At 72.5% G+C, this 24,174-nt stretch carries 23 protein-coding genes; 10 read left to right on the top strand and 13 right to left on the bottom strand.

Features of this window, described 5'->3' with window-relative positions; genetic code table 11:
- From ACFYNP_RS33620 to ACFYNP_RS33635, 4 genes are all read left to right on the top strand, one after another.
- A partial coding sequence (locus tag ACFYNP_RS33620; protein ID WP_388790939.1) for a transketolase C-terminal domain-containing protein occupies positions 1-501 on the top strand: 501 nt, incomplete at its 5' end.
- Positions 498-1,820 (top strand): 3-phosphoshikimate 1-carboxyvinyltransferase, encoded by a 1,323-nt coding sequence (aroA, locus tag ACFYNP_RS33625; RefSeq protein ID WP_388790941.1) that lies wholly within the window; start codon positions 498-500, stop codon positions 1,818-1,820. The genes ACFYNP_RS33620 and aroA, both read left to right, overlap by 4 nt.
- Positions 1,817-3,001 (top strand): chorismate synthase, encoded by a 1,185-nt coding sequence (gene aroC / locus ACFYNP_RS33630; protein WP_388790943.1) that lies wholly within the window; start codon positions 1,817-1,819, stop codon positions 2,999-3,001. Before aroA ends, aroC begins: the two co-directional genes overlap by 4 nt.
- A gap of 150 nt (positions 3,002-3,151) precedes the next feature.
- Positions 3,152-4,027 carry a Bax inhibitor-1/YccA family protein gene (locus ACFYNP_RS33635; protein WP_388416511.1) on the top strand — a complete coding sequence of 292 codons (876 nt, stop codon included), beginning with the start codon at positions 3,152-3,154 and terminating at the stop codon, positions 4,025-4,027.
- A gap of 76 nt (positions 4,028-4,103) precedes the next feature.
- Here ACFYNP_RS33635 and ACFYNP_RS33640 read toward each other — a convergent pair whose 3' ends face one another.
- The 3 genes from ACFYNP_RS33640 to ACFYNP_RS33650 all read right to left on the bottom strand — a co-directional run bounded on the left by ACFYNP_RS33640 (position 4,104) and on the right by ACFYNP_RS33650 (position 7,252).
- Entirely contained in the window at positions 4,104-5,306 is a 1,203-nt protein-coding gene (locus tag ACFYNP_RS33640; RefSeq protein ID WP_388790945.1) for a glycoside hydrolase family 64 protein, read from the bottom strand.
- Positions 5,307-5,320: 14 nt separating this feature from the next.
- Positions 5,321-6,718 carry a glycoside hydrolase family 16 protein gene (locus ACFYNP_RS33645; protein ID WP_388790947.1) on the bottom strand — a complete coding sequence of 466 codons (1,398 nt, stop codon included), beginning with the start codon at positions 6,716-6,718 and terminating at the stop codon, positions 5,321-5,323.
- A gap of 303 nt (positions 6,719-7,021) precedes the next feature.
- A complete protein-coding gene (locus tag ACFYNP_RS33650; protein ID WP_053725101.1) occupies positions 7,022-7,252 on the bottom strand; it encodes a DUF4287 domain-containing protein in 231 nt (76 codons plus the stop codon).
- Positions 7,253-7,352: 100 nt separating this feature from the next.
- Here ACFYNP_RS33650 and ACFYNP_RS33655 point away from each other — a divergent pair, with 100 nt between their 5' ends.
- A complete protein-coding gene (locus tag ACFYNP_RS33655; RefSeq protein ID WP_388790949.1) occupies positions 7,353-7,679 on the top strand; it encodes a hypothetical protein in 327 nt (108 codons plus the stop codon).
- A 66-nt stretch (positions 7,680-7,745) separates the two neighbouring features.
- Here ACFYNP_RS33655 and ACFYNP_RS33660 read toward each other — a convergent pair whose 3' ends face one another.
- From ACFYNP_RS33660 to ACFYNP_RS33670, 3 genes are all read right to left on the bottom strand, one after another.
- Complete coding sequence (locus ACFYNP_RS33660; protein ID WP_388416849.1) at positions 7,746-8,561, bottom strand: hypothetical protein; 816 nt, start codon at positions 8,559-8,561, stop codon at positions 7,746-7,748.
- A gap of 362 nt (positions 8,562-8,923) precedes the next feature.
- Positions 8,924-10,144 (bottom strand): acetyl-CoA C-acetyltransferase, encoded by a 1,221-nt coding sequence (locus ACFYNP_RS33665; RefSeq protein WP_388416501.1) that lies wholly within the window; start codon positions 10,142-10,144, stop codon positions 8,924-8,926.
- A 232-nt stretch (positions 10,145-10,376) separates the two neighbouring features.
- Complete coding sequence (locus tag ACFYNP_RS33670) at positions 10,377-11,363, bottom strand: SGNH/GDSL hydrolase family protein (protein ID WP_388416499.1); 987 nt, start codon at positions 11,361-11,363, stop codon at positions 10,377-10,379.
- 164 nt (positions 11,364-11,527) lie between these two features.
- On the opposite strand from ACFYNP_RS33670, the gene ACFYNP_RS33675 reads away from it, so the two are divergent.
- A complete protein-coding gene (locus ACFYNP_RS33675) occupies positions 11,528-12,925 on the top strand; it encodes a cystathionine beta-synthase (RefSeq protein ID WP_388416496.1) in 1,398 nt (465 codons plus the stop codon).
- A 401-nt stretch (positions 12,926-13,326) separates the two neighbouring features.
- Here ACFYNP_RS33675 and ACFYNP_RS33680 read toward each other — a convergent pair whose 3' ends face one another.
- Positions 13,327-13,770: a hypothetical protein gene (locus ACFYNP_RS33680; protein ID WP_388790951.1), complete on the bottom strand. Its 444-nt coding sequence runs from the start codon at positions 13,768-13,770 to the stop codon at positions 13,327-13,329.
- Positions 13,757-15,202: a purine-cytosine permease family protein gene (locus ACFYNP_RS33685; RefSeq protein WP_388790953.1), complete on the bottom strand. Its 1,446-nt coding sequence runs from the start codon at positions 15,200-15,202 to the stop codon at positions 13,757-13,759. Before ACFYNP_RS33685 ends, ACFYNP_RS33680 begins: the two co-directional genes overlap by 14 nt.
- 146 nt (positions 15,203-15,348) lie before the next feature.
- Here ACFYNP_RS33685 and ACFYNP_RS33690 point away from each other — a divergent pair, with 146 nt between their 5' ends.
- The 3 genes from ACFYNP_RS33690 to ACFYNP_RS33700 all read left to right on the top strand — a co-directional run bounded on the left by ACFYNP_RS33690 (position 15,349) and on the right by ACFYNP_RS33700 (position 18,589).
- Positions 15,349-16,848, top strand: a complete 1,500-nt coding sequence (locus ACFYNP_RS33690; RefSeq protein ID WP_388790955.1) for an aromatic amino acid ammonia-lyase — start codon at positions 15,349-15,351, stop codon at positions 16,846-16,848.
- 28 nt (positions 16,849-16,876) lie between these two features.
- Positions 16,877-17,716, top strand: a complete 840-nt coding sequence (locus ACFYNP_RS33695) for a MurR/RpiR family transcriptional regulator (RefSeq protein WP_388790957.1) — start codon at positions 16,877-16,879, stop codon at positions 17,714-17,716.
- 306 nt (positions 17,717-18,022) lie between these two features.
- Positions 18,023-18,589: a hypothetical protein gene (locus tag ACFYNP_RS33700; protein WP_388790959.1), complete on the top strand. Its 567-nt coding sequence runs from the start codon at positions 18,023-18,025 to the stop codon at positions 18,587-18,589.
- Positions 18,590-18,612: 23 nt separating this feature from the next.
- On the opposite strand, the gene ACFYNP_RS33705 is transcribed toward ACFYNP_RS33700, so the two are convergent.
- The 5 genes from ACFYNP_RS33705 to ACFYNP_RS33725 form a co-directional block, all read right to left on the bottom strand.
- A complete protein-coding gene (locus ACFYNP_RS33705; RefSeq protein WP_388416479.1) occupies positions 18,613-18,987 on the bottom strand; it encodes a hypothetical protein in 375 nt (124 codons plus the stop codon).
- A 56-nt stretch (positions 18,988-19,043) separates the two neighbouring features.
- Positions 19,044-19,445, bottom strand: coding sequence for a roadblock/LC7 domain-containing protein (locus ACFYNP_RS33710; protein ID WP_234376116.1), 402 nt, complete (start codon positions 19,443-19,445; stop codon positions 19,044-19,046).
- Between the two features lie 38 nt (positions 19,446-19,483).
- Positions 19,484-20,284, bottom strand: a complete 801-nt coding sequence (locus ACFYNP_RS33715) for a transcriptional regulator (protein WP_388790961.1) — start codon at positions 20,282-20,284, stop codon at positions 19,484-19,486.
- Positions 20,284-20,676, bottom strand: coding sequence for a hypothetical protein (locus ACFYNP_RS33720; RefSeq protein WP_388790963.1), 393 nt, complete (start codon positions 20,674-20,676; stop codon positions 20,284-20,286). Before ACFYNP_RS33720 ends, ACFYNP_RS33715 begins: the two co-directional genes overlap by 1 nt.
- A gap of 222 nt (positions 20,677-20,898) precedes the next feature.
- On the bottom strand, positions 20,899-22,245 hold the full coding sequence (locus ACFYNP_RS33725; protein ID WP_388790965.1) for a diaminopimelate decarboxylase: 1,347 nt from the start codon (positions 22,243-22,245) through the stop codon (positions 20,899-20,901).
- Between the two features lie 115 nt (positions 22,246-22,360).
- On the opposite strand from ACFYNP_RS33725, the gene hutU reads away from it, so the two are divergent.
- Complete coding sequence (gene hutU / locus ACFYNP_RS33730; RefSeq protein ID WP_388790967.1) at positions 22,361-24,025, top strand: urocanate hydratase; 1,665 nt, start codon at positions 22,361-22,363, stop codon at positions 24,023-24,025.
- The last annotated feature ends 149 nt before the right edge of the window (positions 24,026-24,174 follow it).

Consider the following 24,174-nt stretch of genomic DNA (forward strand, 5'->3'; position numbering starts at 1 on the left):
TTCGGCAAGGGCGCCCCGCACGGCCTCGTGCTGACCCGTCAGGGCGTGCCGACCTACGACGTCAACGAGGACGCCGCCAAGGGCGGTTACGTCCTGCTGGAAGCCGAGGGCGGCGCCCCGCAGGCCGTCCTCATCGCGACCGGCTCCGAGGTCCAGCTCGCCGTCGGCGCCCGCGAGGAGCTCCAGGCCGCCGGCATCCCGACCCGTGTGGTGTCGATGCCGTGCGTGGAGTGGTTCGACGAGCAGGACCAGGCGTACAAGGACAGCGTCCTGCCGCCGTCCGTCAAGGCACGGGTCGCGGTCGAGGCCGGCATCGGCCTGACCTGGCACCGCTTCGTCGGCGACACGGGCCGCATCGTCTCCCTGGAGCACTTCGGCGCCTCCGCCGACGGCAAGCTCCTGTTCCAGGAGTTCGGCTTCACCACCGAACACGTCACCGCCGCCGCCCGTGCCGCACTTGGGGACGGCACGGGGCCGAAGGCCGTCGGGAACCGGCCGTGAGCGCGGTGGACAGTGCCGCGGGGACCGCGAGACCCGTGCTGTGCGCCCGCATCCCGGGCTCGAAGAGCCTGACCAACCGGGTCCTGCTGCTGGCCGCCGCCGCCGAAGGCACCAGCCGGATCCGGCTCCCGCTGGTGAGCGAGGACACGCTGGCGTTCCGGGACGCGTTGAACGCGCTCGGCGTCCCCGTGGAGTCCGGCCCCTCGGACACGTACTGGGAGGTCACGGGGGCCGGTGGCGGACCGGTGGTGGCCGAGGCGCGGCTGTGGTGTGCCGATGCCGGGACCGCGGCCCGCTTCCTGCCGCCCTTCGCCGCCACGGGGAGGGGGGTGTTCGACTTCGACGCCACCGGACAGCTTCGAGCACGCCCCCAACTGCCGTTGTTCGAGGCGCTGTCGGGGCTCGGCGCCGATATCGCATCGGCACCGGGCGGCACGCTCCCCGCACGCATCCGGGCCGCGGGGCTCGACGGCGGAGAGATCGCCGTCGACTCCTCGATGAGCAGTCAGTATCTGAGCGGACTGCTGATGGCGGCGCCGCTGACGCGCGACGGCCTGCTGCTGCGCACCGCCAGGCCGGTCAGCCGTCCGTACGTCGACATGACGGTGGCCCTGATGCGCCGGTTCGGCGCGCGGGTCACCCAAGGCGGGGACGGCTCCTTCGGCGTGGCGCCCGGCGGCTACACCGCCACCGACGTGGACGTCGAACCGGACGCCTCCACGGCTTCGTACGTCCTCGCGGCGGCCGCCGTCACGGGGCGGACGGTCCGGGTGCCGGCCCTGGGCGCCGGGAGCCTTCAGGGCGATGTGCGGTTCGTGGAGGTCCTGGAGCGGGCGGGTGCCCGGGTGCGGCTGGACCGGGACGCGGTCGAGGTGACCGGCACCGGACGCCTGCGCGGGGGCTTCGCCGTCGACATGGGCGACCTCTCGGACACCTTCATGACCTTCGCCGCGATCGCGCCCCTGGCCGACGCGCCCGTCACCATCAGCGGGATCGGGCACGCGCGGATGAAGGAGTCGGACCGCATTGGAGCGGTCGCGGCGAACCTGCGGGCGATGGGCATCGAGGTCGCCGAGGGCGAGGACTGGATCACCGTTCACCCGGGCAGGCCACGTTCCGCCCGGATCGCCTGCCACCGCGACCACCGCATCGCCATGGCGTTCTCGGTACTCGGTCTCGCCGCCCCCGGCACGGTCACCCTGGACGACCCGCGATGTGTGGCCAAGACGTTCCCGGGGTTCCATGCCGAGCTGCACCGGCTGTTCCCGCAGCACGAACTCCCTTATGGCATAGGGGACATGACGAAGGAGCACCGTTGAGCAGCTTGCGCTGGCTGACCGCTGGGGAATCCCACGGACCCGCACTGGTGGCGACGCTGGAGGGGCTGCCCGCCGGTGTTCCGGTCACCACGGAGGCGGTGGCCGAGCATCTGGCGCGGCGGCGCCTGGGCCATGGCCGTGGTGCGCGGATGAAGTTCGAGCGGGACGACGTCACCTTCCTGGGCGGGGTGCGGCACGGACTGACCATGGGCTCGCCGGTCGCGGTGATGGTGGGCAACACCGAGTGGCCCAAGTGGGAGCAGGCCATGGCGGCCGACCCGGTGGATCCGGCGGTACTGGCCGCGTCGGCCCGCAACGCGCCGCTGACACGGCCGCGCCCCGGGCACGCGGATCTGGCCGGGATGCAGAAGTACGGCTTCGACGACGCCCGGCCGGTCCTGGAGCGCGCGAGTGCCCGGGAGACCGCGGCGCGGGTGGCGCTGGGCGCGATGGCGCGCTCGTATCTGAGGGAGACGGCCGGGATCGAGATCGTCAGCCATGTGGTGGAGCTGGGGGCGGCGAAGGCACCGCGCGGGCGCCACCCGGTCCCGGCCGATGTGGGGAGGCTGGACGCGGACCCGGTGCGCTGCCTGGACGCGGATGCGTCGAAGGCGATGGTTGCCGAGATCGACCGGGCCCACAAGGACGGCGACACGCTGGGCGGCGTGGTCGAGGTGCTGGCCCACGGGGTGCCGGTCGGGCTGGGCTCGCACGTGCACTGGGACCGTCGGCTCGATGCCCGCCTGGCCGCGGCGCTGATGGGAATCCAGGCGATCAAGGGGGTGGAGGTCGGGGACGGGTTCGAGCTGGCCCGGGTGCCCGGCTCGCAGGCCCACGACGAGATCGTCCGGACCGCGGACGGTATCGCGCGGGCCTCGGATCGTTCCGGCGGCACGGAGGGCGGCCTGTCCACGGGCGAGCCGCTTCGGGTGCGGGCGGCCATGAAGCCGATCGCGACCGTGCCGCGGGCGCTGGCCACCATCGACGTGGCCACCGGCGCGGCGGCCACCGCGCACCACCAGCGCTCGGACGTGTGCGCGGTGCCGGCCGCCGGGATCGTGGCGGAGGCCATGGTCGCGCTCGTCCTGGCGGATGCGGTGGCGGAGAAGTTCGGCGGCGACAGTGTGCCGGAGACCCGACGCAATGTGCGGTCCTACCTCGCCGGCCTGCGGATTCGGTGACCGGTGGGTCCGGCACCCGCGCGTCGGGTGGCGGACCCTTGCACAGCCCTCCCCTCAGGGTGAAGATCCTCCTTAGGCAGTACGCCGGTTTCTTTGCGTGCCCATTACCCTTGACGACAAGGCCGCGCACGGTGGCCATGGAGGAGTGAGATGAGGAGCAGCAACCCGGTCTTCTCGCGACGGGGGTTCAGCCGCGACAACGGCTACGCCGGTTTCAACACCGCGCAGCAGCCGCAGGCCGGGGGCAACCCGTACGCGCAGGCGCCCACGAACCCGTACGCCACGAACCCCTACGCGCAGCAGGACACGCAGCAGGGCGCCCCGCAGGCACCCGCCCGCTCCGGCGTGATGACGATCGACGACGTGGTGTCGCGCACCGCGATCACGCTCGGCACGGTCGTCGCCGGTGCGGTCGTCGCCTGGCTGGCGCTGCCGGTCGACGCGGCGAACATCGGCAAGTCGTACGGCATCGCCGTCGGCGCCGCGCTGATCGCGTTCGTCCTCGCCATGGTCCAGTCCTTCAAGCGCAAGCCGGTGCCGGCCCTGATCCTCGGGTACGCCGCCTTCGAGGGCGTCTTCCTCGGCGTGATCAGCTCGGCCGTCACCACGCACGTGTCGGCGGGCGCGGTGCCGCAGGCGGTGCTCGGCACGATGGCGGTCTTCGCCGGTGTCCTCATCGCCTACAAGACCCGGCTGATCCGGGTCAACCGCCGCTTCGTCGGCTTCGTCATGGCCGCGGCCATCGGCTTCATGCTGCTGATGCTGGTCAACCTGCTGTTCTCGGCGATCGGCGGCGGTGACGGCCTCGGCTTCCGCAGCGGCGGCCTCGGCATCCTCTTCGGGATCATCGGCATCGTGCTCGGTGCCTGCTTCCTGGCGATGGACTTCAAGCAGGTCGAGGACGGCATCACCTACGGCGCTCCGCGCGAGGAGTCCTGGCTGGCGGCCTTCGGCCTCACCATGACCCTGGTGTGGATCTACCTGGAGGCGCTGCGGCTGATCTCCATCCTGCAAGGCAACGACTGACACCGCTGACGGTGCACGTCACCAGGGGCCCCGCCCGGCGCACTGCCGGGCGGGGCCCCTCGCCGTGTGCGGGGGGTCACCAGCCGATCGACAGGGTCAGATCCGTCGGCGGGTTCGCATTGCCCAGGATCTGGACCGAGGACTGGTCGTCGATGTCGTCGTACGGGAACCCGTACGCGCGCCCGTCCAGGCCGACCGTGTGGAAGAAGGCCGCGTAGTCGTTCTTGGGGCCCGTACCCCGGTAGTACGCGGACGGGGTGTGCCAGAGCGAGGTGTCCTGGGCCACGCCCCGGTTGAAGGCGGCGCAGAACTCCGCGCCCAGCCGCTTCTCCTCGTCGCTCCCCGAGGCGAGCGCCCCCGAGCAGGCCATGACCTCGCGCGAGGTCGGCTTGTGCAGCGTGAAGGAGCCCGAGCCGTTCCTGGTGAAGGTCAGGGTGTCGCCCGCGACCCGACCGGAGAACGTCTCGCCCGGCGCGTTCAGGGTGAAGGGGTGGGACGCGTAATAGCTCCAGGTCTGGTTGATGGTCGAGGTCAGGTAGTCCGCGGGGAAGCCGGCCGCCGAGCGCGGGGCGATGATCCGGTAGCCGGACTGCAGTGGCTTGAAGGCCGCACCGACGCCCGCCGCGTACGCGGACATCACCTGCGCGCGGGTCTTGGAGATGCCGCGGGTGGTGTCGTAGCCGCTGGAGGTCTGGCGCAGCCGGGAGGTCATCGGGAAGCCGAACTGGTCGACCTGGGTGGTGTTCCCGCCGTACGCCGCCTGCCCGTTGACGAAGGTGTACTCGTACCAGTCGTAGTACACGTCGTTGTTGGGGTCGGAGGGGTTGTTCGGGTCGGGGCCGCCCCAGCCCTGGTCGTCGGGCGAGACCGGGATGTAGAGCGGCGAGCCGAGCGAGAGGTAGACGCGGCCGCCGCGGATCGAGGACGGGGAGGGCACCCGGCCGCCCGCCCGGGTCAGCGTGAACGACATGTTCGGGTAGTTCACGCCGTGCTTGGTGAGATGGCCCGGCGCGTTGGCGTCGAGGTGGTTGATGTGGGCCGTGCTGCCGTCGGGCTTGAGGTAGGACCACTGGCCGGGGGTGATCTGGCCGAGCACGGTGACGTAGATCTGCGCGTCGGTGTACGCGCCGTGGGTGTTGTTCTGGAACACGATCGGGAAGCCGGCCGCGGCGGCGGCCCGCGGGGCGCCGGCGGCGGCCGTGGCCGTGCCGCCGCCCGCGCCGAGGAACAGCAGGGCGCTCGTCGTCGCGGCGGCGAGGAGGAGCCGTACGGTCTTCATGCGCGCGCGCCCCATCAGTGGCCGAACCCGAACCAGTTGACGTTCACGAAGTCCGCCCCCTGGCCGCTGGTGAAGGTCAGGTACACGTCGTGGGTCCCCGTGACGCCGCTGATGTTCGCCGGGACCGTGCGCCAGCTCTGCCAGCCGCCGGTGTTGGCCACGGCGAAGCTGCCGATGGGCGCGTTGCTCCGGCTGTCCAGGCGCACCTCCACCAGACCGCTGACCCCGCCGGCCGCGCCGCTCGCCACCCGGGCGGAGAACTGTCTGGCCGCCGTCGTACCGAAGTTCACGCCCTGGTAGAGCGCCCAGTCGCCCTGGGCGAGGGAGCCGATGTCCTGGCCGCCCCCGCTGTCGGTGGTGGTCTCCTTCACCACTCCGGACTGCTGGTCGTACGACTCGGCCTGGATGGTGCCGTAGGCGTCGCGGTTGCCCGGGGGCGGGGTGGTGGGCGGGGTGGTGGTGCCGGAGCCCGACTGCTGGACGGTGACGTAGTCGACGACCAGCGGGTGCCCCGGCTGGGTGCCCGCGTCGGGGCCGCCGCCGTAGGCGCCGGGGAAGCCGCCGCCCATGGCGACGTTGAGGATGACGAAGTAGCCGTGGTTGGTGGCGTTGGTCCAGGTCGCCGCGTCGACCTGGTTCTGGCTCACCGTGTGGAAGGTGACGCCGTCCAGGGAGAAGCGCATCTGCTCGGTCGGGCCCGAGCGGTCCCACTCGACGGCGTAGGTGTGGAAGCCGGCCTGGCAAGTGGCGCCGTCGCAGGCCTTCTGTCCGCCGATGCCCGTGGTCTCGTTGCAGGGGCCGCCGGGGCTGGTGCCGCAGTGCATGGTGGACCAGTTGTTGTTGAGGCCCTGGACGTTCTCCATGATGTCGAGCTCGCCGATGCCGGGCCAGTTCCACCAGTTGCCCCGGAAGGGCGCGCCGAGGGCCCAGAACGCCGGCCAGTAGCCCTTGGCGGCGGCGCCCGTCACATTGGGCATCTGAAGGCGCGCCTCGATGCGGAGCCTGCCGCCGGCCGGGGGCTGGAAGTCGGAGCGCCTGGTCTCGATCCGGCCCGACGTCCAGTTGCCTGCGGCGTCGCGCTGCGGGGTGATGCGCAGGTTGCCGGCACCGTCGAGGGAGACGTTGTTGGTGGACGAGGTCATCGTCTCGACCTCGCCGGTGCCGAAGTTGGCGGGGCCGCCGGGGTAGCTGGTGCCGGTCGTGTACTGCCAGTTGGCGGTGTCCACGCCGGAGCCGGCCGGGCCGTTGAAGTCGTCGCTGAACACGGTGGTCCAGCCCGCCGGGGGCGGTGGGGCGGACGCGGAGGCGGGCAGGGCGACGAGGGCGGCGGAAGCGGCCGCGAGGCCGAGGGTGGAGAGCAGGGCGGTCACGGCTCGCCGGGCCGGGCCGCGTCTGGGGGGTGTGGGGCGCATGTGGGGGGCCTCTCTCGGAAAGAAAGCGCTCTGAGAGCGCTCTCAACGACGGGCTGCGCGGTCACTGTGCTCTCCGTCGTCGAGAGCGTCAAGAGGTAAAACAGTGAAAGCCCTTGCCGGGAACGGGAGTTCACCTACTGAAGGCGGTGTTCGGCCCGGCGCGCGTCCCGACGCAGCGCTTCGCCCCGCCGACGGGGTCGTCGGCGGGGCGAAGGGGCGGTGATGGCGGTGCGCTTCTCGCGGGGGTGCGGGAAGCGGAGTGACGCGAAGTGATTCCTCCTGGAACTGGGAACAGGCTCGGAACTAGAGCAGTCGGCGCGCGGCTCGCCTCAGGTCGTACTCATGGATGATCGCCTTGGCGTGCCCATAGGCGAGATCGTGCTCGCTCCGGAGCCAGCTGACCTTCTCCTCGAAACGGAAGAGGGAGGGGCCTTCCTCGACGGTGCGGAGCCAGTCGGACACTTCACGACCGGTGCAATGGGGGATGCGGGAGAGCAGGTTGCGATGGGTCTCTTCGGAGAAGACTTGGGACATCGGCGCCTCCGGAGGCGTTGCGCTTACTGGTCCTTCACTGCACCGTGCCTGAGTGTTCGCGTATTGGCAACAGTGCGGGAGAGGCGCGTAGGGTCACGGCGTGCTCGATGTGAACCCTCTGATCCTGGCCGTGGACCGCTTCGCCGACCGGCTGCGCGCCGCTCCCGAAAGCCGGCTCCGCCGTGGCGCAGCCGCCGAAGGACTTGCGCTCGCAAGGGAGTTGGCGGTTCTGGCGCAGCGCGTCGAGTTCCCGGACCGCGAGCCGCTGATCATGCCGGACGCCGGTCTGTTCGCGGTGGCCGACCAAGTCGTGGTCGCCGGACGGGATCTGGCCGGGGCGCTCCGGACGGCGAAGACCCCGCCCGGCGGGGAGCCGGACGGGGCCGTGAAGCTGGTGGAAGCCGCGCAGGAGCGGGCCTTCGGTTAGACGCGGGGAGCGGCCTTCGGCGGACGCGGTGCGGCCGGGCCGGTCTTCCGCCGGCCGCTGTCGCCGTCAGAGCGAGGCGATGACCCGGTCCGCGAGGATGTAGACGCTCTCCTCGCCGCAGGAGAAGGTCAGCGCGTACGCGCCGGACACTCCGGAGCCGCCGAGCAGCACCGGCGCCTCGCCGTCGCGCAGGGCGTCCGAGAGGCGCTCCGCGGTCTCGCGGTGGCCCGGGGTCATGCAGAGCGTGGTGCCGTCCGCGAAGACGTACACGTCGAGCGTGCCGAGCGGGCCCGGGCGCACGTCCGCGAGCGCGGTACGGGCCTCGGCGAGCTCCTCCAGGCGCGAGACCGTGGCCTCGTGGTCGGCGACGACGGGCGTCTGGACCGGCACGAAGTCGGGGTGCGAGGGGTGGCGGCGGCGGGCCGCGGCGAGCTCGGGGGAGTCCTCGGGGAACTCCTCCGCGGTCTCCAGGGCCTCGGCCATCTCCAGGGCCTCGGCCTCCAGGCCCGCGAAGTCCGCCTGACGGGGCAGGAAGAACGCGGCGTCCTCGCCGAGTCCGGCGAGCCCGCCCAGCATCGGGGAGGGCGCGTCGGCGGCGTCCCTGGCCTCCTGGGCGGCCCAGAAGGCGCGCGCCTCGGCCAGCTCGCGCTCCCGCTCCTCGGCGAGCGCCTCGGCGACGGCGGCCCGTATCTCGGCGGCCGGGGTCCCGGCGGAGCGGGCCTGCTGGGGCAGGGTCACGTGGTCGGTGCGGTGTTCGGCACGGGCGGCTGCCAGGTCTTCGCGCAGAGCCACCACCTGCTTGCGCAGCCCGTGGGCGGCGTGCAGGGCAGCGGCGCCCACGGCCGTGGCAGCGGCCGTGGTCAGCAGCAGGGCAAGAGGCATGGCGCTCACTGACTTACTCCCGGATTCAAACGATTCCCCGACTTCCTACATCAGCTTGTCGTGAGCCCGCTCGTGGTGTCAGTGCATTACGTCACGAAATGGACAGGTCTTTGGGCCTGGGGTTTAACCCCGCACCTACGCTGACCTGGGGAAATTCTCTTCCCGCAAGAGATACGTCACATCCTGGGGGAGATTCGGTCACGGTTAGGACGCGGAACGATTGGCTGTGAGCGCCCTGTGGGAGAGGAGTGCCCTGGTCAGAGGCACCGGCGTCGCCCTCCGCGTTCAACCTGTGGCGGCCGGGGCGTCAACCCTGCGTCGACCGACGGTCAACACAGCGCTCCGGCCGCCCGGTTGAGGCATCAGCTCAGGCGCTCGACGACCATCGCCATGCCCTGGCCGCCGCCGACGCACATGGTCTCCAGGCCGAACTGCTTGTCGTGGAACTGGAGGCTGTTGATCAGCGTGCCGGTGATGCGGGCGCCGGTCATGCCGAAGGGGTGGCCGACGGCGATGGCGCCGCCGTTCACGTTCAGCTTGTCCAGCGGGATGCCGAGGTCCTGGTAGGACGGGATCACCTGGGCGGCGAAGGCCTCGTTGATCTCGAAGAGGTCGATGTCGTCCACGGTCAGGCCGGCGCGCTTCAGCGCCTGGCGGGACGCCTCGACCGGGCCGAGGCCCATGATCTCGGGCGACAGGCCCGTGACGCCGGTGGAGACGATGCGGGCCAGCGGGGTCAGGCCCAGCTCGCGCGCCTTGGTGTCGCTCATGATCACCAGGGCGGCGGCGCCGTCGTTGAGCGGACAGCAGTTGCCGGCCGTGACGAGCCCGTCGGGGCGGAAGACGGGCTTGAGGCCCGACACGCCCTCGACGGTGACGCCGGCGCGGGGGCCGTCGTCCTTGCCGACCACGGTGCCGTCCGGGGTCGTGACGGGGGTGATCTCCCGCTCCCAGAAGCCGTTCTTGATGGCTTCCTCGGCGAGGTTCTGCGAGCGCACGCCGAACTCGTCCATCTCCTGGCGCGAGATGCCCTTGAGGCGGGCCAGGTTCTCGGCGGTCTGGCCCATCGCGATGTACGCGTCCGGGATGAGGCCGTCCTCGCGCGGGTCGTGCCAGGAGGCGCCCTCGGACTGCGCGACGGCGGCGGTGCGCGCCTCGGCGTCGGCGAAGAGCGGGTTGTGGGTGTCCGGCAGGCCGTCGCTGCTGCCCTTGACCGAGCGGGAGACCATCTCGACACCGGCCGAGATGAACACGTCGCCCTCGCCCGCCTTGATGGCGTGCAGGGCCATGCGGGAGGTCTGGAGCGAGGACGAGCAGTACCGGGTGATCGTGCAGCCCGGCAGGTGGTCCATGCCCATCTGTACGGCCACGATGCGGCCCAGGTTGTGGCCCTGCTCGCCGCCGGGCAGTCCGCAGCCGAGCATCAGGTCGTCGATGTCGCGCGGGTCGAGGCCGGGCACCTTGGCGAGCGCGGCCTGGATGATCGTGGCCGTGAGGTCGTCGGGGCGGAGGTCCTTGAGCGAGCCCTTGAAGGCGCGGCCGATGGGGGAGCGGGCGGTCGAGACGATCACGGCTTCGGGCATCACGGCTCCAGGGGATGGGAAGGCAGGACTCCCTGGGAAGTTACCCGCACGTAGTGGATTGGTCATCCGGGGTGGCGTGTGATGCCGGACTCTTTTCTAAGCGGTCGCTCAGGGCGCACGCCGTGCGGCTCCCTGGCCTTCGGCCGGGCCTGCGGTCAGGCCTGCGGTCCAAGCGGCTGCGCGGGACCGCCCCGCGGCGCCCGGTGGCTTCCGGAAGCCCCCGGGCCGCCCCCTACCGCCCCGTGTGCGAGCCGTTGGGGGCCGGCTCCACCGGGGCCGGCAGCCGCCTGCGGCGGCGGTACTTGAGCAGGGCCCAGGGCGCCCGCGCCCCGGTGACCTCGGTGCCGGCCTGAGCGGCCGCGGCCGAGGCCGCCTTCGCCACCGGCAGGATGTCCTCGTTGCGCGAGGCGTCGGGGTGGTCGGACTCGGGCCACAGGCCGAGCGAGGCGCACAGCGTGGGCAGCACCGCCATCGCCGCGGTCGCGTAGCCCTCGGCCGAGGGGTGGTAGTTGTCGGGACCGAACAGCTCCCGCGGGTTCTGCTCGAACTCCGGGCCGAGCAGATGGCCCAGCGACACCGTGCGCCCGCCCTGCTCCACCACCACGATCGTCTGCGCCGCCGCGAGCTGGCGCGAGACCCGCCGGGCCAGCCAGCGCAGCGGCTGGTAGACCGGCTCGATGGTGCCGAGGTCGGGACAGGTGCCCACCACCACCTCGGCCCCGGCGGTACGCAGCCGGCGCACCGCGGTGGAGAGGTAGCGCACCGAGGCGGTGGGTGCCATCCGGGTGGTGACGTCGTTCGCGCCGATCATGATCACGCAGACGTCCGGGATCCGGTTCGGGTCGGCGAGCAGCAGGGACACCTGGCGTTCCAGGTCGTCCGAGCGGGCGCCGGGCAGCGCCACGTTCCGCAGCGTCACCATGCGCTCGGCGACCGCCGCGAGCCCGGACGCGAGCAGCGCGGCCGGGGTCTGGCCCGCCCGGCGCACCCCCTGCCCGGCCGCCGTGGAGTCGCCCAGCATGCCGAGCCTGAGGGGCTTCGTACCGTCCGCGAAGGCGGTGCCGTACAGCCCGTCGGCGTTCGGGGCCTGGGGGGAGCCGCCGCCCACCGAGCGTTTCGCCAGCGCGACCTCGGCGAGCACGACGCCCACCGCGGCGCCCGCGATCAGCCCGATGCCGCCGCCGCCGAATGCCGCGCCCGTCGCGATCCGCCGCGCCACCCTCGCCCTCGAACCGGTCCCCGCCACCGCCACCTCCATGGAGCTTGCAGTCGTACAACAGCTAACTGCCCGGTAGCGGGTGTCGCTCAATCCCGTGCGAAGGTGAACGCCCCGTCCTGGTCCGCATACGCTGGCGGGACCTAATCGGAGACCCGGAGACAACGGTGCGATTCCACGACTCGATGATCAGCCTCGTAGGCAACACCCCGCTGGTGAGGCTCAACAGTGTGACCCAGGGCATTCAGGCGACCGTCCTGGCCAAGGTCGAGTACTTCAACCCCGGCGGCTCGGTCAAGGACCGGATCGCCGTCCGCATGATCGAGGCCGCCGAGCAGTCCGGCGCCCTCAAGCCCGGTGGCACCATCGTCGAGCCGACCAGCGGCAACACGGGTGTGGGCCTGGCGATCGTGGCCCAGCAGAAGGGCTACAAGTGCATCTTCGTCTGCCCTGACAAGGTCTCCACGGACAAGATCAACGTCCTGCGCGCGTACGGAGCCGAGGTCGTGGTCTGCCCGACCGCCGTCGACCCCGAGCACCCGGACTCGTACTACAACGTCTCCGACCGCCTGGTGCGCGAGACGCCCGGGGCCTGGAAGCCGGACCAGTACAGCAACCCGAACAACCCCCGTTCGCACTACGAGACCACCGGTCCCGAGCTGTGGGAGCAGACCGACGGGAAGATCACCCATTTCGTCGCGGGCGTCGGCACCGGCGGCACCATCTCCGGCACCGGCCGCTACCTCAAGGAGGCCAGCGAGGGGAAGGTGCGCGTCGTCGGCGCGGACCCGGAGGGCTCGGTCTACAGCGGCGGCTCCGGCCGTCCGTACCTGGTGGAGGGCGTCGGCGAGGACTTCTGGCCGACCGCCTACGACCAGGACGTCACCGACGAGATCGTCGCCGTGTCCGACAAGGACTCCTTCCAGATGACCCGCCGCCTCGCCAAGGAGGAGGGCCTCCTGGTCGGCGGCTCCTGCGGCATGGCCGTGGTGGCGGCGCTGAAGGTCGCCGAGGGCCTCGGCCCCGACGACGTGGTCGTCGTGCTGCTTCCGGACTCCGGCCGCGGCTACCTCTCGAAGATCTTCAACGACGAGTGGATGGCGGACTACGGCTTCCTGGAGGAGGCCGGTCCCTCGGCGCGCGTCTCCGACGTGCTCGGCTTCAAGGAGGCCGGCCACCTGCCCTCGCTGGTGCACATGCACCCCGAGGAGACGGTCGGCCAGGCCATCGAGGTGCTGCGCGAGTACGGCGTCTCGCAGATGCCCATCGTGAAGCCGGGCGCGGGGCACCCCGATGTGATGGCCGCCGAGGTCATCGGCTCGGTCGTCGAGCGCGAACTGCTCGACGCCCTGTTCACCCAGCGGGCCCTGCTCGACGACCCGCTGGAGAAGCACATGAGCGCGCCGCTGCCGCAGGTCGGCTCCGGCGAGCCGGTCGGCGACCTGATGTCCGTGCTCGGCAAGGCGGACGCGGCGATCGTGCTGGTCGAGGGCAAGCCGACCGGTGTGGTCAGCCGCCAGGACCTGCTGGCGTTCCTCGCCCGCACGCCGCAGCAGCTGCCGTAGCGCCCGGTCACCCGGTCACCCGGCCCCCGCTTCCCCGCGACTCGCTCGCGGGAAGCGGGGGCCGGGTGCGTTCGGGGGCGGCGCCCGGTGATGTCGTGCGAACGGTACGAGCGCGACATGTGCGCGCAGCACCGGCTTAACACGGCTCGTGCACAGTGGTGGATGTCGGCGGGGGAACCCGGGCAGGGGGCCCCGGCCGGCACACCAGCGGCGTCAGGAACCTCCGGAGCGGCTCCCGGATCTCCCAGGACGCCCAGGACGCGGACCGGTTCTGACCCGGACCCGTGTCCCTCGCGGGGACCGCCGTCGTCCCGCCCCTCGGGCAACCCGGGGGTGCGGCGGTCCCCGCGACCACTCCTGCGCGGGGCCGTCAACAAGGCTGGCGCACAAGGCGGTTGAGCTCAGCCCTCCGCGCCGGGCCGCCGGCTCTTCAGCCAGGGCCAGCGATGGGCCGCGTGCACCGCGTTGACGCCGACGATGCCGAGCCAGGTCACGACGAGGCCGTCGAAGCCGCCGTTGACCCCGCCGATCGCGGACAGCGGCACCGCGAGGACCAGCGAGATCAGGGCGAAGCCGAAGCGCTCGCCGAAGTGGCTCTCCGAACCGCTGCGGGCCGGGCGGCCGCCGCGGGCCACGACTATCTGCTGCTCCGCCAGCTGCCGCCGCACCCGCCGGTCCACGGACGCATCGACGCGCTGCTCCACCTTCTCCAGGAAGGACTCGATGAGGGCGGGCTCGTAGTCCGCGCCGAGCTCCCTGCGGGCGTGCAGGGTGGCGTCGAGCTCCTTCTTGAGCTCGGCGTCCTTCACGAGACTGGGCCTGGGCGCGGGATCACGGACATCCATGGTTTTCAAGGTACGCAGCGGAGCCCGGATCCACAGTGGGGCTACCCCCCGTATTCCGTCCCCGTGCCAGCACGAAGAAGAGCGCCGCCGGGACCGCGAGCCCCACGAGCCAGGAGAGGTCGGCGCCGCCGAGGGGCGCGACGAGCGGGCCGGTGTAGAAGCTGGTGGCCAGGAAGGGGAGTTGGGCGAGTACGCCGACGACGTAGACCGCCAGGGCGTCCCAGCGCCAGGCGCCGTAGCGGCCCCGCGCGTCGAAGAGGGCCGGTATGTCGTAGCGCTCGCGGGAGATCAGGTAGTAGTCGACCAGGTTGATCGCCGACCACGGCGTGAAGAAGGTCAGCAGGAACAGCAGGAAGTCCTTGAACGAGGTCAGGAACGAGTCCTTGCCCGCGAGGGCGACCGCCGTGCCGGCCACCATGATGCCGCCGATGTAGAGGGCCCGGGCGCGCGGCCCGATGGTCTTCTGGGCGCGGAACCCGCTGACGCTGGTCACCATCGACATGAAGCCGCCATAGGTGTTGAGCACGTTGATGGTGAGCTTGCCGAGAGCGATCGTGAAGTACAGGAACGAGGCGATCAGGCCGGCGCCGCCGAGGCCGACGACGTACCCGACCTGGTTGTCGAGGAAGGCGTCGCCGGCGGTGGCGGCCACCAGGACGCCGAAGGTCATCGACCACTGCGACCCGAGCGCGGACCCGGCCAGCGTCCACCAGAAGGTGGCACGGCCGCTGGTCGTGCGGGGCAGGTAGCGCGAGTAGTCCGCGACGTACGGGCCGAACGCGAGCTGCCAGGACGCGGACAGCGATACGGCGAGCAGGAACATCGGCAGGTGGAACGCCCGGTCGTGCAGGACCGTCGTGAGGTCGACGCGGTCCAGGAGGCGGATGCCGAGGTAGACGAAGGCGAGCGCGCAGATCACGCTGGCCACCCGGCCGAGCGCGTGGATGACCCGGTAGCCGATCGTCGCCGTCACCGCGGTGATCAGGGCGAAGATCACGATGCCGGGGGTCTCGCCGAGGTGGGTGAGCTCGCCGACCGCCTGACCGGCGAGCACGCTGCCGCTGGCGAAGAAGCCGACGTACATCACGATCACCAGGAGCAGCGGCACCACCGCCCCGCGCACGCCGAACTGGGCCCGCGAGGAGATCATCTGGGGCAGCCCGAGGCGCGGGCCCTGCGCGGAGTGCAGCGCCATGACGGCGCCGCCCAGGAGGTTGCCGACGACCAGGCCGACGAGCGACCAGAACGCGCCACCGCCGAACACCACGGCGAGGGCGCCGGTCACGACGGCGGTGATCTGGAGGTTGGCGCCGAGCCAGAGCGTGAACTGGCTGAAGGCGGTGCCGTGCCGCTCGGCGTCGGGGACGACGTCGATGGAGCGGCGCTCGACGAGAGAGGCGGTCCGGCCTGGGGATTCGACTGGTTCGGCCATGGGGAGGGTGTGCTCCTTCGGGACGAGGAGGCGTGAAGGCTTGCCCGGCTGTATATCGTCATGCAGAGTTCTGGGTGTCTGAATAACTTGTCAATGGCTCGCACCCGGGCCGTTGTCGCCGCGTCCGGAAATGGTGGTGTTCGCGCATGTTGTCGTCCCACGTCGTGGACGCCTCGCAGGATTCGCCGGCCGGGGTCGTCGTCCTCGACGGCGAGACCCTGCCCGTCGCCGACGTCGTCCGGCTCGCCGACGGCACCGCCCGCCCGGTGCCCGGCACCGGGGCGATGCGCCGCGTCGAGCACGCCTGGCACACCGCCCGCGAACTCGCCGCCTCCGGGCGGGTGTACGGCCGCTCGACCGGGGTCGGCGCCAACCGCAGCGAGGCCGTGCCGACCGAGGCCGCCGCCGGGCACGGCCTGCGCCTGCTGCGCAGCCACGCCGGGGCGATCGGCGCCCCGCTGCCCGCCCGCGAGGTCCGCGCGATGCTCGCGGTGCGGGCCAACCAACTGCTCGCGGGCGGCGCGGGCCTTCGCCCCAGCGTCGTCGGCGCGCTGTGCGAGGCCCTGGAGGCCGGAGCGCATCCGGTGGTCAACGAGTTCGGCTCGGTCGGCACCGGCGACATCGCCGCCCTCTCCCAGGTCGGCCTCGCGCTCGCCGGGGAACACCCCTGGCAGGGCGGCCCCGAGCCCGAGGCGCAGCCCCTCGACAACAACGACGCCCTCGCCCTGATCAGCTCCAACGCGCTCACCCTCGGCCAGGCCGCGCTCGCCCTCGACGAACTGCGCCGCCTGATCGCGGCCACCGAGATCGTCGGGGCCTTCTCGCTGCTCGCCGTGGACGGCTCCTACGAGGCGTACGCCGAGCCGGTGCACGCGGCCCGCCCGCACCCCGGCTCGTACGCCACCGCCGCCCGCATGCGCGAGCTGCTCGGCGCCCCCGAGCGGCCCACCCCGCCGCTCGGCCGCATCCAGGACCCGTACGGCTTCCGCTGTCTGCCGCAGATCCACGGGCCCGCGCACGACGCGGCCGACGCCCTGGAGCGGGTGCTGGCGGTCGAGATCAACGCCGCCGCCGAGAACCCGCTGATCTCGTCCGACGACCTCGCCGCCTACCACCACGGCGGCTTCTACCTGGCCCAACTCGCCCTGGCGCTCGACCACTTCAGGCTCTCGGTCACCCAGGTCGCGCGGCTTTCCACCTCGCGCCTGTCCGCGCTCAACGAGCCCGCCTACACCCGGCTCAAGCCGTTCCTCGCCGACGGCGAGGCCGCCTCGTCGGGCGTGATGATCCTGGAGTACGCGGCCGGCGCCGCTCTCGGCGATCTGCGGGCCTTCGCCGCCCCGGCCTCGCTCGGCCACGCTGTACTCTCTCGGGGCGTCGAGGAGCAGGCCAGCTTCGCCTCGCTCGCGGCCCGCCAGACACTGCGGCTCGGCGGGGCGCTGCGGCTCGTGGTGGGGTGCGAACTCGTCGCGGCGGTAAGGGCGTTGCGCCAGCGCGGGCTGCGCCCCGACCCGGATCTGCCGGTCGGGCGGGCGTACGCGCTCGCGGACGCGGTGCTCGACGAGGATGTCACCGACCGGCCGCTGACCGACGACGTCGACAAGGCCGCCGCACTGCTCGACCGGTTCAAGGACAGTCACGCATGAAGGACAGGCACGCATGAAGGGGGACGGCATGAGCGAGGGCCCTGCCGCACGGCTGCAACAGCTCTTCGAGGGGCACCGGCTCACCCCGACCCAGCGGCGCATCGCGCACTGCATGGTGCGCCGCGCCGCCGACGTGCCGTTCCTGTCCAGCGTCGAGCTCGCCGAACTCGCCGGGGTCAGCCAGCCGTCGGTGACCCGGTTCGCGGTCGCCCTCGGCTTCGACGGCTACCCGGCGCTGCGCCGCCATCTGCGCGAGGTGGCTCCCGCCCCGGCCGAGGCGGCCGTCGAGACCTCGTACAACGAGTACCAGCAGGCGGTGCGGGCCGAGATCGAGAACCTCCAGCACCTGGCCGGGCTGCTCGCCGACCCGGGCCCGGTCGAGAGCGCGGGCCGCCTGCTCGCCGCCTCGCGCCCGCTGCCCGTGCTCGGCCTGCGCGCGGCCTCCTCGCAGGCCCGCGGCTTCGCCTACTTCGCGGCCAAGGTCCACCCCGACGTCCGCCTGCTCGACGAGGGCGGCACCATGCTGGCCGACCGGATCGACGCGGCGCTGCGGGCGGGGGCTTCGGCGCTGCTGTGCTTCGCGCTGCCGCGCCACCCCAAGGAGGTCGTGGAGGCGCTCGCGTACGCCCAGTCCGCGGGGCTCACCGTGGTCACGGTCGCCGACTCGGCGTTCGCACCGGTCGCCAGGTACAGCGATCTGCTGATTCCGGCGGCGGTCGGCACCGGGCTCGCCTTCGACACGGCGTGTGCGCCGATGCTGCTGGGGCGGGTGCTTCTGGAGGCCATGTGCGACGACCTGCCGGACGCGCAGGCCCGCCTGGAGGAGTTCGACGCGCGGGCCGCCGCGCGGGGGCTGTTCGTGGAGTAGCCACCCCGAGCCCCGCCTCCCTGCGGCTCCGCCCCAGACCCCGTTCGCGCCTGAACGGCGCTCGTCCTCGAACTCCCCCAAGGCCCTAAGGGCCAGGGGGGACCCCCATGACGGGCTGACGATGCCCCGGCACCGTTACTGCCAGGGGCGCGAGAAGCGGGCACGGTGCGAGGCCGAAGGGGGCAGGGGCGCGAGGAACGGCGCGAGCGGCTCCGCCGGGGGCCAAGCGGCGTGGCCTCTCACGAACCGCTCAGATTGCCGGGCTAACCTCCGCGCCAGCAAAGCGAGGCATGGAGGTGCGGGGACATGGGGCGCGGAGGCGTCGCGTTGGCGCGCGTGGCGGTGGTCGTACGGGCCGGGGCGGCCCCTTTGTGGTGGCTCGGGCTGGTGGCCGCGGGGCTCGGGGCGGTGCTTCCGGTGAGCCTGACCGGCCGGCGGATCGGGCTGCTCGCGGGCGCGGCCCTGTTCCTCGTCACGGCGGCCGTCGTGTTCGGGGCCCGGCGCCGGCGCTACGCGCACTTCGCCGAGGCCGCCACCCGCGCCGCCAAGGCCGACTTCCTCCAGGACCGGGCCGTGACCGTAGGCACGTGGCGACGGGCCTGGCGCTGGTGGCTGCTCCTCGCCTTCGTGGTGGCGGCGGGATCGTCCTTCGCGCTGCCCGGCGCGGGCGGCCTGCTGATGGCGGGCGCGGGCGCCGGGCTCCGGCTCAAGGCGGCGTGGCTCGGCCGGACCGAGCGCGCGGCCGGTGCGCTCCTGTGGGTGCGCACCGACTGGGTGCCGCGCGGTGCACCGGTCGGCAGGGCGGTGCGGGGCTTCCGGACGACCGGGCTCGGCGCGGGCGACGCCGCGCCCGGCGGGGCGCGGCGTCACTGAACGGCCCCTTGACGGAACGGAGTTCACACCTCCAGCTCGTCCTCGATCTTCCGCAGCTGGTGGCGGGCCATGGCCAGGTTGGCCCGCTTCTTGTCCAGGGCGAGGTAGAGGAACAGGCCACTGTTGCCCCGGCCCTTGAGGAGCCGGATCAGGTGGTACTGACTGCCGAGCGTGATCAGGATGTCCTCGATCTCCTCCTTGAGGCCGAGCATCTCCATGGTCCGCACCTTGGCGCGCACCACGTCGGTGTTGCCTGCCGCGGCGACCGTCAGGTCGAGTTCCTTGCCGCCGCCCAGGGTGCCGAGGGCCATGCCGCTGCTGTAGTCGACCAGGGCCGCGCCGAGGGCGCCCTCGATCGAGGTCATCGCTTCCTTGAGCGTCGTTTCGGTGTTGCTCATGGGTGTCGTCGTTCCTTTCCTTCGGGGGCTGTTCCGGCTCGGTGTGCCGGTGCCGTTCATGGGGTCTCCTGCCGGTCGAGGGCGCCGTCGATCAGCTCGCCGACGCGCGTGCTGGAGCGGCGGGCTTCGAGGTGCAGCCGGCCGACGTTGACGCGGGGCTCCGCGAGGAGGGTGAGCACGGCGTTGCAGCCCGCCGCGTACGTGGCGACGTAACCCGTCTCGCCGCGCACGAGGAGCTCGCGGAAGCCGCCCTGTCCGGTCGTCTCGGTCAGCCGCTGGGCGACGCCGAGGGCCGCCGCGGTGAGCGCCGCGACCCCTTCGACGGCATCGGCCGCGCCGTCCTGGGCGAGCACGAAACCGTCCGCGCTCGCGGCGAGCGCGCCGGTGAGCTGGGGCAGCCGGGCCCTCAACCGCCGTAGTTCTTCGAGGACTTCGGCGACTTCCGTCTCGGCCGCCATGAGCTGTCTCCTCTCGGCACGCTGCCGCAGTGCGCGGATCACAGCGTGGCCTCCAGTGCGTCGCGCAGCCGCCGCAGCAGCGCCACGTCGGGGGCGGTCGTCTCGGCGGCCATCCGGGCGGCCCAGGCGTGGGTGTCCGGCGGCGGCGCGGGGGCGCGCGGGGGCTCGACGGCCCCGACGGCCGCCAGCCTGCGCATGTCGACCAGGGTGTGGAAGGCGGGCCGGCCGAGCAGCCGCGCGATGTCCAGCGGGGTGCGCGCCCCGTCGGCCAGGGCGAGCACCGCCCGCTGGCGCGGGGTGAGCGGCGCGTCCGGCGGGCGCGTGCTGCGCACGACGGGGGCGGTGTCCAGGTCCGGGCAGGGCCAGATCCCCTCCAGGAGCTCCCTGCGGCGGGCCGCCTCCCGCTCCACCGCCTCGGCCGGCACCGGTCTGACCGGGCCCATCCAGTGCGCGACGCCGTAGCGGAAGCGGGTGGGGCCGCTGGTGGGGGCGAGCGCGAAGAACGCCGCGTCGTGCAGCGCGCCGAGGTGGCATATCTCCAGTTCGCCGTCGCCCACCTGGCCGCTCTCCACCAGGAACCGGCCGACCCGGCCGCGCGGCCCCGCCCGGTCCACGGCCTCCTGCCAGCCCTCGGGGCGCAGCCGCCCGGCGGCGGTGAGCAGCACGTCGATGCCGGGGGCCGCGGGGCTCTCCGCGTGCACCACCTGGCCGTCGCAGAGGTAGAGGGTGCCGCGGTCGCGCAGCAGGGCGCCGGTGGCCCGTTCGGTGACGAGCCGGACCAGCATGGGGGAGACGCCGTGCCGCGTCTCCTGGGGCGGCTTCCGTATCGCGGTGCTCATCACAGCACCAGCCGTTCGGCCAGGTCGCGAAGGCGCAGCCGGGCGAGCGCGAGATTGCCGTCCTGGCGGTCCAGCCACAGATGCAGGAAGACGCTGCTGTCGAAGGCCGTCTCGACGAAACAGAGCACGTGATAGGCGGTACGGGTGGTGATGATCAGGTCCTCGACGGGCGGGCCGACGGCCGAGCCCTCCTCGGCGGCGGCGCCGAACCCCGGATGCTCGGCGGCCGTACGGGCCAGCTCGGCGGTCTCGGCGGCGGTCGCCTCGTGGTCCCCGCCGGGCGACTGGCCGATGGCGCCGAGCGCGAGCCCGCTCGTCCAGTCGGCCACACCCGCCCCGAGCGCTCCGGGGAGCAGCATCGCCTCAAGCAGGCACTCGTCGATTCCGGGCACGCGGAACCTCCTCCCGGCGCGGCGCATGGATGTCACGAAGGGCCGCCGGAACGGGCGTGCGGCAGCGACCAAGACGTTACGCACCGTTGCAACCGCTGGTGGGAGTTCTGGCATTTTCCAGCGGCGCTTGCCACGCTTGGCTAGGGTGCGGCCCTTTGGGCAGAAACCGAACTCCTGCTGTGGGCGCGGCAGTTCGGGACGGGCGGGACTATGCCCGACGGCTCACAGGAGCCCGTCGGCGTGGGCGCCGCCCGCCTCCGCGACCAGGTCCTCGATGGGCTGGGGGTCGCGCACGGTCGCGAACCGGACACCCTCGTCGCTCGCCGTGAAGCCGTAAACGCCCGGCCTGGCCAGGGAGTTGTAGGAGTAGTGGTGGGCGAAATAATAGGCGCCCGTGTCCAGAATTCCGGTGTAGTCGCCCTGTTCGAGCAGCGGCAGCGGGCGGTTCTCGGCGAGCAGATCGCCCGCGAAGCAGGCGGGCCCCGCGATGTCCTGGGCGACGGACGGCCCCGACTTGGGGCGGCCCTTCGCGTCGTACGCCGCGATCCGCAGCGGCCAGGAGGCGGGCGCGTACACGGTGCGGGCGGCGATCTGCACCCCGGCGTGGGTGACCGCGATGGGCCGGCCGCCCGAGCTCTTCGCGTACTCGACCCGGGCGAGAACCGTGCCGTGCTTGGCGAGCAGCGAGCGCCCGAATTCGGTCACCAGGCCGTACCGCCCGTCGAACAGACCCGGCACCTCCTCCTTGAGGAGCCGGGCGTAGGAGGCGTACGTCGGTGTCTCCTCGTCGGAGCCGAAGTTGACCGGAAGTCCTCCGCCGATGTCGACGGTGTCGACCTGCCGGCGCCCTACCGCCGCGTTGATCTCCTCGGCCAGCTCGTAGGCCACCCGTACGCCCCGCGCCATGAGGGAGAGCGCCACGCCCTGCGAGCCGGAGTGCGTGTGCAGCCGGGTCAGCCAGGGGCGCTCGCGATAGGCCCGTACGACCCAGTCCCGCGCGCCGTCGTCGAGCAGCGCGACGCCGAACTTGGACGTGGCCGTCGCCGTGGACAGCGCGTCGATGGACCCGGCGCCGAGCTGCGGATTGACCCGCAGGCCGATCGGCGAGGTGGTGGGCGTCGACGCCACCAGCGCGTCGATGCGGGCCAGCTCCTGCGGGTTGTCCGCGTTCACCGCGATACCCAGGGCGAGCGCCTCGCGCAGTTCGGCGGGGGTCTTGGCGGGGGAGTCGAGCACGGTGTCGGCGGCCGCCGTTCCGGCGGCGCGGGCCAGCGCCAGCTCGCCCGGGCTCGCGACCTCGGCGCCGATCCCCTCCGCGCGCAGCAGCCGGAGCACCGGCACCAGCGGGCAGGCCTTTACGGCGAAGGCGTGCAGCACGGGGGCCTCGGTGACGGCGGCGAAGGCGTCCCGCAGGGCGGCGGCGCCCGCGCGGATGCCGGTGATGTCGAGGAGGGCGACGATGGCGGCGTCCGGCCCGGCCAGACCCTGCTCCACCGCGGCCCGCACGGCCTGATCGCGGCGCTCGGCCGCGGTGGTCCCGGCCGTGGCGGACGTTGCCTGGGAAGTCATGCGATCCAGCCAATCACCGGGTCGGCCCGCCCGCAGAGCCTACGCCGCTATTGACTAGTTCTATTCAGTAACCCAGGATGTGAATAACTGGATCAGGTCACGAGGAGGCATCGCCATGTCAGGACCCCGCCCCGTACGGGCACCGCGCGGTACGGAACTGAGCGCCCTGGGATGGCAGCAGGAAGCCGCGCTGCGCATGCTCCAGAACAACCTCGACCCCGAGGTCGCCGAGCACCCCGACAAGCTCGTCGTCTACGGCGGCACCGGCAAGGCCGCCCGTGACTGGCGCTCCTTCGACGCGATGGTGCGTACGCTGCGCACCCTGAAGCAGGACGAGACGATGCTGGTCCAGTCGGGTCGGCCGGTCGGCGTCATGCAGACCCACGAGTGGGCGCCGCGCGTCCTGATCGCCAACTCCAACCTGGTCGGCGACTGGGCGAACTGGGAGGAGTTCCGCCGTCTGGAGGCCCTCGGCCTCACCATGTACGGCCAGATGACGGCCGGCTCCTGGATCTACATCGGCACGCAGGGCATCCTCCAGGGCACGTACGAGACGTTCGCCGCGGTCGCGGCGAAGAAGTTCCACGGCACGCTCGCCGGGACGATCACCCTGACCGCCGGGCTCGGCGGCATGGGCGGCGCCCAGCCGCTCGCCGTGACGATGAACGACGGCGTCGCGATCTGTATCGACGTCGACCCGCGCGCCATCGAGCGCCGGATCGAGCACCGCTACCTGGACGTGCGGGCCGACTCCCTGGAGCACGCGCTCCAGTTGGCGGTCGAGGCGCGCGACGCCCGCAAGCCGCTCTCCATCGGCCTGCTCGGCAACGCGGCGGAACTCCTCCCGAGGATGCTCGCCGAAGGCGCCCCCATCGACATCGTGACCGACCAGACCTCGGCCCACGACCCGCTCGCGTACCTGCCCGTCGGCGTCGCCTTCGACGACATGGCGGCGTACGCGGCGAAGGACCCGGCGGGCTTCACCACCCGCGCCCGTGAGTCGATGGCGCGGCACGTCGAGGCGATGGTCGGCTTCATGGACGCCGGCGCCGAGGTCTTCGACTACGGCAACTCGATCCGCGGCGAGGCCCAACTGGCGGGCTACGCGCGGGCGTTCGACTTCCCCGGCTTCGTGCCGGCCTACATCCGCCCGCTGTTCTGCGAGGGCAAGGGACCCTTCCGCTGGGCGGCCCTCTCGGGTGAGGCGTCCGACATCCACAAGACGGACAAGGCGCTGCTCGACCTCTTCCCGGAGAACGAGTCGCTGCACCGCTGGATCAAGATGGCGGGCGAGCGGGTCCACTTCCAGGGGCTGCCCGCGCGGATCTGCTGGCTCGGCCAGGGCGAGCGGGACAAGGCGGGCGACATGTTCAACGACATGGTCGGCAACGGCACGCTCGCGGCGCCGCTCGCGATCGGCCGCGACCACCTCGACTGCGGTTCGGTGGCCTCCCCGTACCGCGAGACCGAGGCGATGCTGGACGGCTCCGACGCGATCGCCGACTGGCCGCTCCTGAACGCCATGGTGAACGTGGCCTCCGGGGCGTCCTGGGTGTCCATCCACCACGGTGGCGGTGTCGGCATGGGCCGCTCCATCCACGCGGGGCAGGTCTCGGTGGCGGACGGTACGAAGCTGGCGGGCGAGAAGATCCGCCGGGTCCTCACCAACGACCCCGGGATGGGTGTCATCCGGCACGTCGACGCCGGGTACGACATCGCCGAGCGGGTGGCGGACGAGAAGGGCGTGCGCGTTCCCATGCGGGAGGGCGAGAGCGAGTGACCCCCGACCCGACCCTGGGGGCTCCGCCCCCAGACCCCCGTTCGCGCCTTGAGGGCGCTCGTCCTCAATCGCCGGCCGGGCTGAACACGCCGGCGCCCGGTGCCGCCAGGGGCGCGGGAACCGCCGCGACCCCGGCCGAGGCGACGGGG

This window comes from Streptomyces sp. NPDC006691, assembly GCF_042869955.1.
GTDB lineage: Bacteria > Actinomycetota > Actinomycetes > Streptomycetales > Streptomycetaceae > Streptomyces.

Bases quoted from the DNA above. Each gene is read 5' to 3' on its own strand.
- hutU (WP_388790967.1), top strand. From the start codon at position 22,361: ATGTCAGGACCCCGCCCCGTACGGGCACCGCGCGGTACGGAACTGAGC.
- ACFYNP_RS33650 (WP_053725101.1), bottom strand. From the start codon at position 7,252: ATGTCCCAAGTCTTCTCCGAAGAGACCCATCGCAACCTGCTCTCCCGC.
- ACFYNP_RS33660 (WP_388416849.1), bottom strand. From the start codon at position 8,561: ATGCCTCTTGCCCTGCTGCTGACCACGGCCGCTGCCACGGCCGTGGGC.
- ACFYNP_RS33635 (WP_388416511.1), top strand. From the start codon at position 3,152: ATGAGGAGCAGCAACCCGGTCTTCTCGCGACGGGGGTTCAGCCGCGAC.
- ACFYNP_RS33690 (WP_388790955.1), top strand. From the start codon at position 15,349: ATGTTGTCGTCCCACGTCGTGGACGCCTCGCAGGATTCGCCGGCCGGG.
- ACFYNP_RS33645 (WP_388790947.1), bottom strand. From the start codon at position 6,718: ATGCGCCCCACACCCCCCAGACGCGGCCCGGCCCGGCGAGCCGTGACC.
- ACFYNP_RS33680 (WP_388790951.1), bottom strand. From the start codon at position 13,770: ATGGATGTCCGTGATCCCGCGCCCAGGCCCAGTCTCGTGAAGGACGCC.
- ACFYNP_RS33665 (WP_388416501.1), bottom strand. From the start codon at position 10,144: ATGCCCGAAGCCGTGATCGTCTCGACCGCCCGCTCCCCCATCGGCCGC.
- ACFYNP_RS33700 (WP_388790959.1), top strand. From the start codon at position 18,023: ATGGGGCGCGGAGGCGTCGCGTTGGCGCGCGTGGCGGTGGTCGTACGG.
- ACFYNP_RS33695 (WP_388790957.1), top strand. From the start codon at position 16,877: ATGAGCGAGGGCCCTGCCGCACGGCTGCAACAGCTCTTCGAGGGGCAC.
- ACFYNP_RS33715 (WP_388790961.1), bottom strand. From the start codon at position 20,284: ATGAGCACCGCGATACGGAAGCCGCCCCAGGAGACGCGGCACGGCGTC.
- ACFYNP_RS33640 (WP_388790945.1), bottom strand. From the start codon at position 5,306: ATGAAGACCGTACGGCTCCTCCTCGCCGCCGCGACGACGAGCGCCCTG.
- ACFYNP_RS33725 (WP_388790965.1), bottom strand. From the start codon at position 22,245: ATGACTTCCCAGGCAACGTCCGCCACGGCCGGGACCACCGCGGCCGAG.
- ACFYNP_RS33685 (WP_388790953.1), bottom strand. From the start codon at position 15,202: ATGGCCGAACCAGTCGAATCCCCAGGCCGGACCGCCTCTCTCGTCGAG.
- ACFYNP_RS33710 (WP_234376116.1), bottom strand. From the start codon at position 19,445: ATGGCGGCCGAGACGGAAGTCGCCGAAGTCCTCGAAGAACTACGGCGG.
- ACFYNP_RS33705 (WP_388416479.1), bottom strand. From the start codon at position 18,987: ATGAGCAACACCGAAACGACGCTCAAGGAAGCGATGACCTCGATCGAG.